Source organism: Bacillus sp. CGMCC 1.60114, assembly GCF_042676365.1.
In the GTDB taxonomy this organism is placed as follows: Bacteria; Bacillota; Bacilli; order Bacillales; family Bacillaceae_G; genus Bacillus_A; species Bacillus_A rhizoplanae_A.
This window is the reverse complement of record NZ_JBHTHG010000118.1, coordinates 28,346-42,436: the sequence shown is the minus strand read 5'-3', so window position 1 is coordinate 42,436 and position 14,091 is coordinate 28,346. Positions and strand designations below refer to the sequence as shown.

The 14,091-nt window shown below is 36.2% G+C and carries 12 protein-coding genes; 4 read left to right on the top strand and 8 right to left on the bottom strand.

Annotated features, from left to right (window positions below; all coding sequences use genetic code 11):
• Positions 1–121 precede the first annotated feature (121 nt).
• Entirely contained in the window at positions 122–658 is a 537-nt protein-coding gene (msrA, locus tag ACFQZ1_RS21530; RefSeq protein WP_377884202.1) for a peptide-methionine (S)-S-oxide reductase MsrA, read from the top strand.
• A gap of 75 nt (positions 659–733) precedes the next feature.
• Here the strand turns inward: msrA and speB are convergent, their stop codons facing one another.
• The 3 genes from speB to ACFQZ1_RS21515 form a co-directional block, all read right to left on the bottom strand.
• A complete protein-coding gene (gene speB / locus ACFQZ1_RS21525; RefSeq protein ID WP_377884201.1) occupies positions 734–1,675 on the bottom strand; it encodes an agmatinase in 942 nt (313 codons plus the stop codon).
• Positions 1,676–2,283: 608 nt separating this feature from the next.
• Positions 2,284–2,922: a FusB/FusC family EF-G-binding protein gene (locus ACFQZ1_RS21520; RefSeq protein WP_377884200.1), complete on the bottom strand. Its 639-nt coding sequence runs from the start codon at positions 2,920–2,922 to the stop codon at positions 2,284–2,286.
• 145 nt (positions 2,923–3,067) lie between these two features.
• Positions 3,068–3,331: a CD3324 family protein gene (locus ACFQZ1_RS21515; RefSeq protein ID WP_377884199.1), complete on the bottom strand. Its 264-nt coding sequence runs from the start codon at positions 3,329–3,331 to the stop codon at positions 3,068–3,070.
• A gap of 500 nt (positions 3,332–3,831) precedes the next feature.
• Between ACFQZ1_RS21515 and ACFQZ1_RS21510 the strand changes: the two genes are divergently transcribed.
• Positions 3,832–5,466 carry a putative polysaccharide biosynthesis protein gene (locus tag ACFQZ1_RS21510; protein ID WP_377884198.1) on the top strand — a complete coding sequence of 545 codons (1,635 nt, stop codon included), beginning with the start codon at positions 3,832–3,834 and terminating at the stop codon, positions 5,464–5,466.
• 348 nt (positions 5,467–5,814) lie between these two features.
• Positions 5,815–6,696, top strand: a complete 882-nt coding sequence (locus tag ACFQZ1_RS21505; protein WP_377884197.1) for a pentapeptide repeat-containing protein — start codon at positions 5,815–5,817, stop codon at positions 6,694–6,696.
• A gap of 278 nt (positions 6,697–6,974) precedes the next feature.
• On the opposite strand, the gene ACFQZ1_RS21500 is transcribed toward ACFQZ1_RS21505, so the two are convergent.
• The 3 genes from ACFQZ1_RS21500 to ACFQZ1_RS21490 all read right to left on the bottom strand — a co-directional run bounded on the left by ACFQZ1_RS21500 (position 6,975) and on the right by ACFQZ1_RS21490 (position 10,061).
• On the bottom strand, positions 6,975–7,355 hold the full coding sequence (locus tag ACFQZ1_RS21500; protein ID WP_377884937.1) for a VOC family protein: 381 nt from the start codon (positions 7,353–7,355) through the stop codon (positions 6,975–6,977).
• Between the two features lie 553 nt (positions 7,356–7,908).
• The gene (gene cysK, locus ACFQZ1_RS21495) at positions 7,909–8,826 is read right to left on the bottom strand and encodes a cysteine synthase A (protein ID WP_377884196.1); all 918 of its coding nucleotides are present in this window, start codon (positions 8,824–8,826) and stop codon (positions 7,909–7,911) included.
• 26 nt (positions 8,827–8,852) lie between these two features.
• Positions 8,853–10,061, bottom strand: a complete 1,209-nt coding sequence (locus tag ACFQZ1_RS21490; RefSeq protein WP_377884195.1) for an MFS transporter — start codon at positions 10,059–10,061, stop codon at positions 8,853–8,855.
• Positions 10,062–10,326: 265 nt separating this feature from the next.
• Between ACFQZ1_RS21490 and ACFQZ1_RS21485 the strand changes: the two genes are divergently transcribed.
• The gene (locus ACFQZ1_RS21485) at positions 10,327–10,887 is read left to right on the top strand and encodes a GNAT family N-acetyltransferase (RefSeq protein WP_377884194.1); all 561 of its coding nucleotides are present in this window, start codon (positions 10,327–10,329) and stop codon (positions 10,885–10,887) included.
• A gap of 56 nt (positions 10,888–10,943) precedes the next feature.
• Here the strand turns inward: ACFQZ1_RS21485 and hflX are convergent, their stop codons facing one another.
• Both hflX and ACFQZ1_RS21475 read right to left on the bottom strand, forming a co-directional pair.
• On the bottom strand, positions 10,944–12,206 hold the full coding sequence (gene hflX / locus ACFQZ1_RS21480) for a GTPase HflX (RefSeq protein WP_377884193.1): 1,263 nt from the start codon (positions 12,204–12,206) through the stop codon (positions 10,944–10,946).
• A 633-nt stretch (positions 12,207–12,839) separates the two neighbouring features.
• Entirely contained in the window at positions 12,840–13,649 is an 810-nt protein-coding gene (locus ACFQZ1_RS21475) for a polyphosphate kinase 2 family protein (protein WP_377884192.1), read from the bottom strand.
• Between the last annotated feature and the right edge of the window lie 442 nt (positions 13,650–14,091).

The following is a 14,091-nucleotide window of genomic DNA, read 5'->3' as shown; positions in this document are numbered from 1 at the left end:
AATAGGAACATAATATAAAAGTCAATGAATTTTTTGCTTTTCTTCCAGACTTTTCTCTTGCTATGATAAACAACATATACGATACTATATAAAACATATCAATTTAGGGGGATTATACGCGATGGAAGAAAAACAATATGAACTTGCAACTTTTGCTGGTGGTTGCTTTTGGTGTATGGTAAAGCCATTTGATGAACTGCCCGGTATACATAAAGTTATTTCAGGTTATGCAGGAGGACATGTTGAAAATCCAACATATGAAGATGTAAAATCTGGCGAATCTGGACATTTAGAAGTTGTTCAAATTACATTTGATCCTACTATATTTCCTTATCAAAAGTTATTAGATTTATATTGGCCGCAAATTGATCCAACTGATGATGGCGGACAGTTTTTTGACCGTGGTCCATCTTATCGTACAGCAATTTTTTATCACAACGACACACAAAAAGAGCTTGCTGAAAAATCAAAACAAGCATTAACAGAAAGCGGTATGTTTAAAGATCCAATTGTAACAGAAATTCGCCCAGCTGCTCCATTTTACGAAGCAGAAGAATACCATCAACATTTTTATAAAAAGAATCCAGAGAAATATGCCCAGGAACGAAAAGAGTCTGGTCGTGAAGACTTTATCAAGGAAAATTGGCAGAAAAAATAATTAATGGACATTTTTTAAGACTGATGAAAAGTTGTTTCATCAGTCTTTTTATATTTCAATATAATAATTGCCCTCTTACTTATCTTCATTTTTCAGCTGTAAAGCAATTAAGCTAGCAAAATCATGCACAAGTGTCGCTGCTAAAAGAGAAGTAATTTGAGCTTGATCATATGGCGGCAATACTTCAACTAAGTCGAAACCGATATAATTAAATCCACTTAATGAACGCACCATGTTTAATGTCTCGCGACTGTTAAATCCCCCCACTTCTAACGTACCTGTACCAGGTGCACAAGATGGATCTACAAAATCAATATCAAATGTTAAGAAACATGGTGTATCACCAATCGTTACTCGCATTTGCTCAAGAACGCTTTCAAAACCACGATCACATAATTCAGCCGTTGTAATGACGTTATATCCTAAATCATTACTAGCTTCTATATCACCAGGATGATTTAATGTACCACGGATACCAATTTGGAATACTTTTTCAGGTTGTAGTAACCCTTCTTCATGTGCACGAATAAATGGGGAACCGTGCCAATATTTCTCTTCATAATATGTATCCCATGTGTCTGTGTGGGAGTCGAAGTGAATCATTGCGACAGGTCCATGAACTTTCGCTGCTGCACGAAGACTTGCTAATGTAACTGAATGATCCCCTCCAAGACCTATCGGGATAATTCCTTGTTGCATTAATCCAAGAACAGTTTCTTCAATTACATCATAGCTACGATGAATATTGTGCGGGATTACAGACACATCACCAATATCAATTGCATTTGTATCATCAAACGGGTAAACATGGTGAATCGGATGATATGGGAACAAAGTCATAGACGCTTGACGAATTGCTTGCGGAGCAAAACGCGCACCAACGCGAAAAGAAGCAGCCGTATCAAACGGCATTCCTAGAATTGCAATCTTTGCTTGTTCATTACTTGATGGTAATCTCATAAATGAACCTGTCGTACAAAACTCTGGTTTTACATCTGGCGTTAGTGGATATTTCATACGTCATTTCCCCTTTATCAACATAATTTTCACATTCAAAAAGCTTTCCTGAATCTTTTTTATTAAAATGCAAAAATCATGCCATGCAAAAAGGGATCCTTTCCCTACTGTTCATCTTTTTTCATCTATGCAAAATTGAATAAACCATGCCATACAGCATAAAGTGAAACTTTAATCAGTGGTTTTTTTCTTCATCCCTCACTGATTATCAGCTCTCACCAATTGGGCTTTTACGGGCAGTTTATCTCCCATCTTACTTCTTTAGAAAAGCGGAAGCGGCTTGCTCAGAATCGCAGGACGCCCTCGCCTAAGGCAGAGAGGCGCTTTTTGTCTCGTCCGAGGGGGCGAAACGACCTGCGATTCTAGCCACTAGAGCTGGACAACGAAGAAATGCGGAAGTGGTTCGTTCAGAATGTGAGGGGGATGGAGCTTCTGACGTAGAGGTGTTTTTACCTCGTAGGAAGAAGCGAAGCCACCGAACATTCTAGCCACTGGAGCTGGACAATGCTTTCGCCGAATTTTGAGGTGGGAGTATTACTGCCCGTTAAAGCGAGATAAAAAGGATGATAAAAGATCACCCTTTTCTGTACTTATTTTTTTACTATAAGTTATTTTCTCAATCTCTCAATAAAATCATATAACTTATCTAGTGAAGTCATATTCTGATTACACACTATGCTATCTTGGCAAATATAGTTTCCTTTTTTAACAAAAGTACCTTGTACATCCCCTTTTATTTCAACAAGAAACATTCCCAGTTCTTCATGCCTGTGACACAATGCACAAATTCCTTTTTTGTTTATACTTTGAAATGTACCTTGTATACCTACAAGCTTATTATTATTCCGAGTTATAATGAACTTTCTGTTTGTTCCTTTATCAATCCAACTCAAGTAAGATGTCTCTTTCATATTGATTTCTTCCATTGCGGGTAGTTTAAGCTTTTTAGCCTTAGGAAATAATTTTTTTAATGTTTGCTGGGTCACCTCTTGAAACGGTATTACATATGGGGTTAACTTAAACAAAAATGATTCTGCACCCTCTTTATTTTCAACCGTCAAAATCATATCAATTAATTCTTTTTGTTCATCAGTAAGATTTTCAAAAGCATGTAACACCTTTTCTATCGCAAGAGACTTTAGAGCGGCAATAACACCTCTATCGTTTGCTGTTGCATGTCCATTCACTAGAATATAAGCTTGTGATTTTATAAAATTATATTGATCACTTCTAATAAAAGCTTCCATCTTTATCACTCCATACAAAATTGTTTATCTATTTTTTATTTTATACAATCCACGGTCTTTATAATATGCAGAGGATAATTTAGAAACAAACTTTACATGAAAAAGCACTAATTATTGTTTATGCAATAATTAGTGCTTACAATTTCTATTTTGAATACACTATTTTTTTTATCGTTTCAACGGCAAGAAAATATTCTTCTGCTAATTGATGAATGGATACTCCATCTTTAAAAGCATGTTTAATTGCTTTATTTCGATCATCAAGTTGCTTTCGCCCTCCAGAACGCGTGCCCCACTTATGATAAGCATTTTCTGGTTTTGGAATATAAATTGTTTCTCCTTGCACATACTTTTGAATTTCTATAATCAAATTTTCAGGTAAAACAGTCGCTGCTTTTACATATTTCATTTCCGCTCGCCCCTTATTTTTTATGTTTCATCTAAATAAGGTGCAAAGCCAAATATAAGAGAAATGATACAAGTCCATTTAGGCGATTGTATGTTAAATCCTTTGTCTACCTCATGCAAAGTATCGCCTTTTCCATACTTGGCTTTGCATGAGACGCTGCAGTATCTAGCAATTTCATTATAATTGCCATATCAACACCTCCCAATATCCCTTTGGAATCATACTTATTATATGATAAATTTTTCCTAATTGCATCTTCATGCCTTTTTAACAATTGTATTATTAAGAAGCATTTAAGCTACAATTGAAAAGGCTAATCCTAAAAAAACAAACTTATCCTACTTTTTATAAAATTGGAACTTCCTACTAAAATCCCTCAAACAAACACACTTTGTAAAAATACTGTAATAATTATTTTAGTATTTTACTTTATAAAATACCGAGACAAGTTTATAGTAGAAAAAGATGATTCTTAAGCAACATGAGTAGGAGGAAGTATTTTGTCTACTTCAAAAGTATTAAAAGGCACTGCCTTACTAAGCGGCGCCACAATGATTTCACGTATTTTAGGTTTTATTTATTTCTTCCCATTTCAAGCTTTAGTTGGGAGTGATGGAGTTGCTTTATATTCTTATGCATACTCCTGGTATGGAATTTTATTAAGCTTTTCAACAGCAGGTATCCCTATCGCCGTTTCAAAATTTGTTGCCAAATATAACGCTTTAGGAGATTACAACACAAGTAAAAAATTATATAATTCAAGCTTAAAAGTAATGATGGTTATGGGATTCCTTGGTTTCTTAATTTTATTTTTCGGGGCACCTTATGTATCCGAATTAATTATTCGCTCTAAAACACCAGAGCCTGGATTCGTTGAGGATGTAACACTAACAATGCGTGCGCTAAGTTTTGCACTTATTATCGTGCCAGCGATGAGCGTGACACGTGGTTATTTCCAAGGTTTTCAGCATATGAAACCAAGTGCTGTTTCACAAGTTGTAGAGCAAATTGCTCGCGTTATTTTTATTTTAGTTGGAAGCTTTGTTGTTTCTAAAATATTAGGCGGATCGGTTGCATCTTCTGTAGCAGTCGCAACATTTGGCGCTGTTATTGGAGCAATTGCCAGTGTTTCCATGCTCGTTATGTATTGGAAAAAGTATAATGGACTACGCGCGCCAGAAGGTGAACGAAAGGTGCGCTCTTCTTCGGTTCCCTTAACAAAGATGTATATGGAACTGCTTCGCTATGCGATTCCAATTGTTTTTGTCGGTATTGCCATTCCACTTTATACATTAGTGGATCAATATACGGTTGCCGATGCACTGCAAGCAATAGGCACACCACTAAATAAAGCAAATGCTGTTTTTGCTTACATTACGAACTATGCTCAAAAACTTATTATGATACCAGCATCACTGGCAACAGGATTTTCGCTCTCAATCATCCCGGCAATTACACAGTCATTTACGGGTGGGAAATTAGATGAGTTGCAAAATCAAATTGAAAAGATATTTACAATATTATTATTTTTCACAATTCCAGCATCATTTGGACTTGCTAGCATCGCTTATGATGCATTCCGTATGGTTTATTTTGATCACAATACAGCATTAGACGGATCACAATATTTGATCTCATTTGCACCATCTGCTGTAATGAGCGCTATTTTCACCGTATCAGCAGCTATCTTACAGGGTATTGATTATCAGCGTAAAACGATGATTGCTTTTACTGCAGGTATCATTGTAAAAGTTCTTGTCAATACACCACTTCTATATGCGCTAGGTGGACACGGTGCTGTATTAGGAACTATACTTGGTTACCTCGTTTCTGATGTAATCATGTTATATTGCATTGTGAAATATACAAAGTTTAACATTATAGAGACAGGTAAAACCGTATTACTTATTACAATTTACTCTGCAGCAATGTCTGCTGTAGTAGTTGGGGCAAAAACGTTATTAAAATGGTTAATCCCAGGACAAACATATATAGAGTCTTTAATAATTGTAGTCGTATGCGGTGCCCTTGGCGGACTTGTTTACTTTGCTTTTGTATTTACAAGTGGACTTGCTTCTGACATTCTTGGTGATCGTATCAATCGCCTGCCATTGTTGAAAAAATTAAAACGATAAGCATTGAAAAGGTGTAACTTACATTTGTAAGTTACACCTTTTTTTATCAAAATAAAGTAACTACCATTTTAGAAGGTGATATACTATGTACGATATTTATTTGAACTACAGTTGAACAGCTTATTTTCTCACATTACACTAACGTAGTAGTTAGTTATAGTAAATACTTATCTAAAAGACATCTTTTCTAAAACTCCCCCTAAATATAACCAATAATTGACTGGGAAATTATTCAGTAATAGTATTTAAATTGGAAGGCGCTTTTTAACATAAATGAAGCAACAACCAAACTATTAATCTCATATATTAATTTATAAAATTAATACGGAAACTAAGGAGGTCCACATATTGATTGAGAACCATGATTATCCAAAACGCGACTTGAGTCGTAACAATTTGCGCGCTGACTGTGAAAACTGTTTCGCCTTATGTTGTGTTGCACTCCCCTTCGCAGCTTCGGCAGATTTTGCAATTGATAAAGATGGTGGCAAACCCTGCCCTAATCTGCAAGCGGACTTTCGCTGCAGTATTCATAAAGACCTCAGACAGCAAGGGTTTAAAGGATGCACCGTTTTTGAATGCTTCGGCGCAGGACAAAAGGTTTCCCAAGTCACTTTCGAAGGAGTAGACTGGCTTAAAGATCCAAAAAAGGCGCAGAAAATGTACAATGTGTTTCCAATTATGCAACAACTCCATGAAATGCTCTGGTATTTAACTGAAGCCTTAACGCTGAAAGCAACTCGTCCGATTCACCGAGAGCTTAGCCTCGCGCTTGATGAGACGGAACGACTTTCTCAACTGAGTCCCGATTCACTCATGGAGCTAGACGTTCCATTACACCGAGCAAATATCAACGCTCTGCTTTTAAAGACAAGCGAACTAGTATGGACGGAGGCACGTCGCCAACATAAGAATTCAAAAAAAAGCAAGAGGATTAACCATCGGGGAGCAGATCTCATGGGTGCAAAGCTTAAAGGAGCAGATCTCAGAGGAGCAAATTTAAGAGGAGCATTCCTTATTGCAGCCGACCTCCGAGGCGCCGATTTGAGAGCAGCTGACCTGATCGGTGCTGATTTACGAGACGCCGACCTTAGAGGAGCAAATCTCACAGAGAGTATTTTTCTCACCCAAGTTCAAATTAACTCGGCGAAGGGCGATGCACACACAAAATTGCCTCATTTGCTTTCTCGTCCAACACACTGGTCTGTTTTGAGTAAAAAAACAAATTAAAAATATAAATTTCTTAAATGTAGTGTAGTGTTTAACAAATAAGTACGATATTAAACATAGAAAAGATCCCTGCTTTTGTTCAAAAAGCAGGGATCTTGGCAATTTAATAGACCTAGAGAAATGAATTATTTATAAAGGCTTATTGAAGAAACGTCTCCTTGTAACGGAAAAGGCGACCGGCTATTCCTGTCAGCCGTCTAAAATGGATATTGGTTCCATTCTCAGTTCCATAAAAGGTACATAAGCAATGGTTGACCATTATTCCATATATTATAAAATTACTTTTTTTCCATTACAGCAAAGTAATTTTCTTCATTATCTGCAAAGTTAAATACTCTGCCAGAAGGCATATTTACAATTTCTCCGACTTTGATATTTTTATTTGATAAGTTGCTACGTAATTCATCGAGATTTTCCGAAAAAAACATTAAAGAAGGTGTACCAAGATTTAATTCAGGTGACATTTTAGCAACGAATTCCTTATTGTGCAGAATGATGCTTGTTCCTGCACCCTTTGTTGGAGCAATTTCAATCCATCTCATTCCTTGACCGTTATTTTCTTCATAAATTACACTAAATCCTACTTTTTCTGTCCAAAAATCTACTGCCTCATCTTGGTTATTTACATACAACATAATTTGACCGACTTTACTAATCATAGACTTTTCCACTCCCTTATATAAGTAAATACCAAATCCGAGATTCCTAATCCTTTCCATCGCCAAGGCTTCTCATCCCCAAGTTTCTGTTAAAGCTCAATGCCCAATGTAGCATGTCAAGATTACATCACCAGATATTAAATCTCAAATTGAACTAAAGAGTCTAGGTTACTCGCTTCCAACAACAGTAGAGTTTCAGTTGCTTAATCACTATATCATTTTTAATATTTTTTCTATCCAATCTATTACATTCAGTAATAATTTAAAATTCCCTTCTAAAAAATAAAAAATTCTATCGAGAGATGATAGGATGTAATGAATATGTATTTTTATTTTTGTACAATTCCATATTTATGTGAAGTACCTCACTTCTATATAAGAAATCCAGGAAAATATTCCATTCTAGCTAAGAGGGAATTACCTAAAAGGTCAATACCTCCAAACTAACGAGTGCTTCACTTTAAGAAAACTCATAAAAATGATGTTGCATACTGAAACTATGACAAGCAGAAAAAGAGGATGTATGTTTCATATACATCCTCTTTCATAGCAATCATTCAAATAGCCCCATACTCAAATACCGCTCTCCTGTATCTGGTGCAATACATAATACTTTTTTCCCAACACCTAGTCTTTTCGCTAGTGTAATCGCAGCAAACACAGAAGCTCCTGATGATGGTCCTACTAAAATCCCCTCTTCTTTCGCAAGCTTCCTCATCGTCTCAATTGCATCTTCATCAGCAATTTGAATAATTTCATTATAAATCTCTGTATTCAAGTTTTTTGGAATAAACCCTGGACTTGTTCCCACTAATTTATGCGGGCCCGGAGTACCACCCGATAAAACGGGAGATCCTTTCGGTTCCACAACTGCGATATACAAATCAGGAAGCTTTTCTCGCAATGTTTCTCCTGTCCCTGTAATGGTTCCACCTGTTCCAGCAGTTGCGACAAATGCATCTAATTCACCGTTCATTTGTTTATAAATTTCAACTGCTGTTGTAGTGCGATGAATATCAGGATTTGCTTTATTCTCAAACTGCTGCGGAATAAAGCTGCCTGGAATTTGTTGCTGCAATTCCAATGCTTTTGCAATTGCCCCTGGCATCCGTTCAGCAGCTGGTGTAAGTACTACTTCAGCTCCATATGCCTTCAGCAAGTTAATGCGCTCTTTGGACATATTATCAGGCATAATAAGAATTGCTTTATACCCTTTCGCTGCTGCATTCATCGCCAATCCTATTCCAGTATTACCACTTGTCGGTTCAATAATTGTATCTCCAGGTCGTATGAATCCATTTTCTTCTGCCATATGAATTAAATTATAAGCTGCACGGTCCTTCACGCTACGTGACGGGTTAAACATCTCTAATTTTACATATACATCGGCGGCATCTTTTCGCACAGCCCGAGATAAACGTATGACAGGTGTATTCCCAATTAATTCTGTAACGTTATGATACACTTTCATATTCAGAGCTCCTCTTCCATCCATTTCTACGTCGTTTTACGATCATTTGGCAGTAACCATGATGATAAACCAATTAACGGCAACATACTACATAGCAGCATAATAAAGTTAAGACTATATATATCTGCTAATTTACCAAGTACAACCGCTCCTAATGCTCCAAGTCCAAATGCGAGTCCGACGATTAAACCAGATACCATACCAACTTTTCCAGGAACAAGCTCCTGTGCATACACAACAATAACACTAAAACTACTAGAACTAATAAATCCAATACAAAGAAATAACGGGACAACCCACACAAGCGAAACGTGTGGCAATAATAATGCTAGAGGCGCTGAGCCAAGCATGGAAAAGACAATAATATTTCGTTTTCCAAACCGATCAGCTAACGGTCCTCCAAAGAACGTTCCAAGTACACCGGCAATCATGAAAGCAAACACATAAAACTGTGCATTTTTAATAGATAGTCCGTAATGCTCAATTAAATAAAATTGATAAAAATTCCCAATCCCAGCTCCATACCACGAACGAACAAACGTTAAAAATACAAGTAAAATAATAACAAACTTAACACGGCTGCTTATCACTAGATTCTCAGCTTCTAGTGCAGCTCGTTTCTTCCTTCTTACAGCCCCGCTTGCTAACTCCCCTTTATACCATGTAGAAACAAAGTATAATAAAACAATGCCAACTACCGCAAAGCCCGTAAACCAAACCGTACCGATTTGGCCAAGTGGAACAAATACGAGTGCCGTAAAAATTGGCGCAAGTGAATTCCCTGTATTTCCCCCTACTTGATATATTGATTGTGCTAAACCACGCTTTGCTCCTGCTGCCATATAAGCAACTCGTGCACCTTCTGGATGAAACACAGCTGAGCCAAGCCCAATAAATAAAACGGATAAAATAACAATAAAAAAGTTCGGTGCAAACGCAAGTCCAATCATCCCAAGCATGCTTGAGAGCATTCCAAGTGGCAGTAAATACGGGGAAGGCTTCTTATCTGAATACATTCCAAACATTGGCTGCATAATGGATGATGTCATATTCAAAGCAAAGGCAATCCAACCAACTTGCATATAAGATAAATTCATCGACTTTTCCAAAATTGGAAATAGCGCTGGCACAACTGCCTGCATCGAGTCATTAAGAAAATGACCGAAGCTAATCGCAAATAAAATACGGTAAATCGTTGGTGTAGTCATCGCATTCGGCTTTTGTGCTATCTGCATGTTACACGCTCCTCTCCTTCTGTGCTGAAAATAGCCTGTGCATATATTTCATACACCGCTTATTTTTCTGACTTTTTAAACAAAACCTATTTTATACCTCTTTTTCACCTTTTTCCACTTCTCTGCTTACTGTCGTATGAAAAACACGTAAAAGTTGAAATCTAGTAAATACCCTTTTTATTAGTTTTTAAAATTCAGAAAACCTTTTACCATATACACCCATTCAAGTATCATAATATAAAAGAACAAGTAAGGAGCATTTAATATGAATCCATTATTATTAAACTTCCCTTCTGAATTTTATACAGAGAGGCTTCTCATACGAATGCCAAGACCTGAAGATGGAAAAGAAGTATTTGAAGCGATCAATGAGTCTATTGAAGAATTAAAACCTTGGATGCCTTTTGCTCAAAAAGAACAAACGGAACAAGAAGTAGAAGCAAACATTAGAGATTCTCACGTAAAATTCTTGGCACGCGAAGATTTACGTTTACTCGTTTTCCTGAAAGAAACAGGTGAATTTGTTGCCTCTTCAGGATTACATCGTATTAACTGGGATATTCCGAAATTTGAGATTGGTTATTGGATTCATTCCCGTTTTAGCGGGCAAGGATACATGACAGAAGCCGTTACAGGAATTGTAGATTTTGCCTTTAACGAATTAAGTGCTAATCGAGTAGAAATTCGGTGTGACTCAAAAAATGTAAAAAGCCGTGCTATACCCGAAAAACTAGGCTTTAAATTGGAGGGCATTTTAGAGAATAACAGTGTATCTGTAGATGGTACTGAATTACGAGATACATGTGTATATGCAAAGAAAAAATAACGAAAAAGAAGAGTTGCTATACAGCAACTCTTCTCTTCATATTTCAAACGAACTCTTTAGCGTATTACATACTTTTTATATTTTTCAAAATCACTCGTTTTACATTCCACGGTAATTTTCGTACCTTCATTTTCGTAGTCCGTCGATAAGACATTAGCATGTTCGTTAAAATAAGAAATTAGCTGCCCTTGATCATACGGAATTAACATTTCACATTGTGTATAATCTTGATAAATTTGCGTGCGAATCATTTGTACAAGCTCATCTATACCTACTTTTTGTTTAGCAGACAAATACACACGATTATCTTGTACCTTCGGAATTGCAATATCCATCATATCCGCTTTATTATAAGCATAAATCGTTGGGATATTTTCAACACCGATTTGTTTTAACGTTTGATTTGTAATATCAATGAGATGCTCATAGTTTGGATTCGCATAATCCACAACATGAATGAGCAAATCAGCCTCCGCTACTTCTTCTAACGTCGAACGGAACGCTTTCACAAGATGATGCGGTAATTTACTTACGAACCCAACTGTATCTGTTAATAAAAATGATTTGTTATCTGGCAATTGAATATATCGCACAGCTGTTTCAAGCGTCGCAAATAACATATCTTTCTCAAATACTTGTTTCTCTGCAGATCCATTAAACATTTCAAGCATCGCATTCATCGTTGTTGATTTACCAGCGTTTGTATATCCTACTAAGGAAACCACAGGTACTTCATTTTTCTTACGTTGTTTACGCTGCGTTTGACGATGCAAAGTAAGTGCTTCTAATTCTTTATTTAACGCTGCAATTTGCTCTTCAATCTTACGGCGATCAAGCTCTAATTTCTTTTCCCCGACACCTTTATTTCTCGTACCAACACCGCCGCTTTGTCTTCCAAGCGATTCTCGCAGGCCAATTAAACGAGGCATCATATATTGTAAATGCGCAACTTCAACCTGTAATTGCGCTTCTTTTGTCTTTGCACGCTGCGCAAAAATATCTAAAATTAAAATCGTACGATCAATCACTTTACAATCTATATCTGCTTCCAAATTTCGGATTTGTGAAGGAGATAACTCATCGTTGAAAATTACCAAATTTGCATCTGCTTCTTTCACAAACGCTGACACTTCTTCAATTTTACCCGTTCCAATATAATGGGATGGATTCACACGATGTAAATTTTGTGTAACTTGCCCTATCACTTCCACATCGCACGCTTCCGCTAAATTCGCTAACTCCTCCATTGAATATTCGAAATCACTTTGACTATTTAAATTCACTCCGACTAATATTGCTTTTTGTACTAATTCTTCCATATATTTATTCCTCCATTTCGATTACGCGCAAAATAAAAAACACAAGCTACTGCCTGTGTTTTTCATAAACGGATGAGAGCACGACAAATAAGCATAAAAACATCGCCTCTAGCTTGTTCAATGGTCGTCAAACCCAGCATAATACACCAATCCTAAAAATCGTTTGTATACATGCATCGTATCATTCTGTTTTTAAAGGCAAAACAAAAAGAGGGCGTATTCGTCCCTCCCTCTTTTCACATATAAGTTTAATAGGGTTCCTTTAAAGAGACAGACCAATCCCGTTCACTCTGCACACAGACAGAGCCTTTGAGCGCTATTCAATTATCGGCACAAAGTATTGAGACGTAATCTGATTAAGATCAAAGGAGACCCCTCCGTTCATTAAAAGTTACATAAATTTTAACACATTTATATAGCTGACACAAGAATGAAAACTCCATTTACTTCCACAAAAAAATCGTTATTTTTCTATTTTATTCATCATTTTTTGCCCATGCGTCTTATTATGAATACTCCTACAACAAACGAAAGAGAACGACTTGGATGCGGTGAGTACTTAGTCCCACTTTATATATATTAATACATAAAAGTAATACCATAATCAGTTAACAAGATTCATTCCGTACAAATTTAACGACTTATATCTTGTACTGGTTCAGTTTCCTCTTGCTTTGCTTCTTTCATTTCATGATAGTATGATGGCAGTTCTATACCATGTTCTGAGAAATAGTCCTCAATTAATGAAATTATCACTTTCAATGTTTTTACACGCGCATACAATTTATCATTGCCAGGTATAATATTCCACCTTGCATTCGGTTTATCTGTTTTTTCAAACATATCTTCCATTGCCTCGACATATTCATCCCACTTTTCGCGATTTCGCCAATCTTCATCTGTAATTTTCCATTTCTTAAGAGGATTTTGCTCTCGCTCTTTAAATCGCGCTAACTGTTCATCTTTGCTAATGTGATAGAAAAATTTCGCTACTATGTAATGATCATCTGTTAATAGTTTTTCAAAATCATTGATTTCATCGTATGCTCTAGTCCACTCTTCTTTTGTAGCAAAATCCTCTACACGTTCAACCAATACACGACCGTACCAAGAGCGATCGAAAATAGTGATTTGGCCATATTGCGGGATTTTCCGCCAAAATCGTTGCAGATAATGATAACGTTTTTCATGAGGAGCAGGCGCACCAATTGGATTTACTTGCAAGCCACGCGGATCAAGATGCTCGGTAATTCGTTTAATTGCTCCCCCCTTTCCAGCAGCATCCCATCCTTCCATAGCCAAAATAACGGCTATTTTTTCTTCTCGTAAAATCTGCTGCAACGCTAGTAAACGCATTTGATACTTTTCAAGCTTCTTATTATATTTTTGTTTCGATTCAATTTTTTTGGTTAAATCTACTTTTGCAAGACGATCTTTTTTCATAATAGAATCCCCCTTTTCAAACGATTAACATTATTTTAACATAATTTTCAGTATTTTTTGTATACATATCTCATTAAAGAATACCAATACGTATCACAAGCTACACCATTTACTTTAGGTAATATATCCTTGATACTTTGCTTATTTATTATACAATGCAAGAATGAATAATACGAAATGATAGAAAAAGAGTTTTGTTGAATTTTATTTCAAATTACTATATATACAATCATTCATCAGCTTCCCAATACAATGAAAAGTGACTTAATCCCTTTCTTTCTATCTCGGCTATATCCATTCTTTTTATGTAGTAAAAAAGTGATTCTGTCACTGTTTCGTCAATTTATTATAAAAGGATACAAATTTCATAATAAAAATATCTATTCACTTGCTACCAATTGTGATATTCTGTTCATTGGAAAATTTATATATTGGTGGTGCA

What these genes read in the sequence shown, in the direction of transcription:
- msrA (WP_377884202.1), top strand. Translation starts at nt 122, where the DNA reads ATGGAAGAAAAACAATATGAACTTGCAACTTTTGCTGGTGGTTGCTTT.
- speB (WP_377884201.1), bottom strand. Translation starts at nt 1,675, where the DNA reads ATGAAATATCCACTAACGCCAGATGTAAAACCAGAGTTTTGTACGACA.
- ACFQZ1_RS21520 (WP_377884200.1), bottom strand. Translation starts at nt 2,922, where the DNA reads ATGGAAGCTTTTATTAGAAGTGATCAATATAATTTTATAAAATCACAA.
- ACFQZ1_RS21515 (WP_377884199.1), bottom strand. Translation starts at nt 3,331, where the DNA reads ATGAAATATGTAAAAGCAGCGACTGTTTTACCTGAAAATTTGATTATA.
- ACFQZ1_RS21500 (WP_377884937.1), bottom strand. Translation starts at nt 7,355, where the DNA reads ATGATTAGTAAAGTCGGTCAAATTATGTTGTATGTAAATAACCAAGAT.
- cysK (WP_377884196.1), bottom strand. Translation starts at nt 8,826, where the DNA reads ATGAAAGTGTATCATAACGTTACAGAATTAATTGGGAATACACCTGTC.
- ACFQZ1_RS21490 (WP_377884195.1), bottom strand. Translation starts at nt 10,061, where the DNA reads ATGCAGATAGCACAAAAGCCGAATGCGATGACTACACCAACGATTTAC.
- ACFQZ1_RS21485 (WP_377884194.1), top strand. Translation starts at nt 10,327, where the DNA reads ATGAATCCATTATTATTAAACTTCCCTTCTGAATTTTATACAGAGAGG.
- hflX (WP_377884193.1), bottom strand. Translation starts at nt 12,206, where the DNA reads ATGGAAGAATTAGTACAAAAAGCAATATTAGTCGGAGTGAATTTAAAT.
- ACFQZ1_RS21475 (WP_377884192.1), bottom strand. Translation starts at nt 13,649, where the DNA reads ATGAAAAAAGATCGTCTTGCAAAAGTAGATTTAACCAAAAAAATTGAA.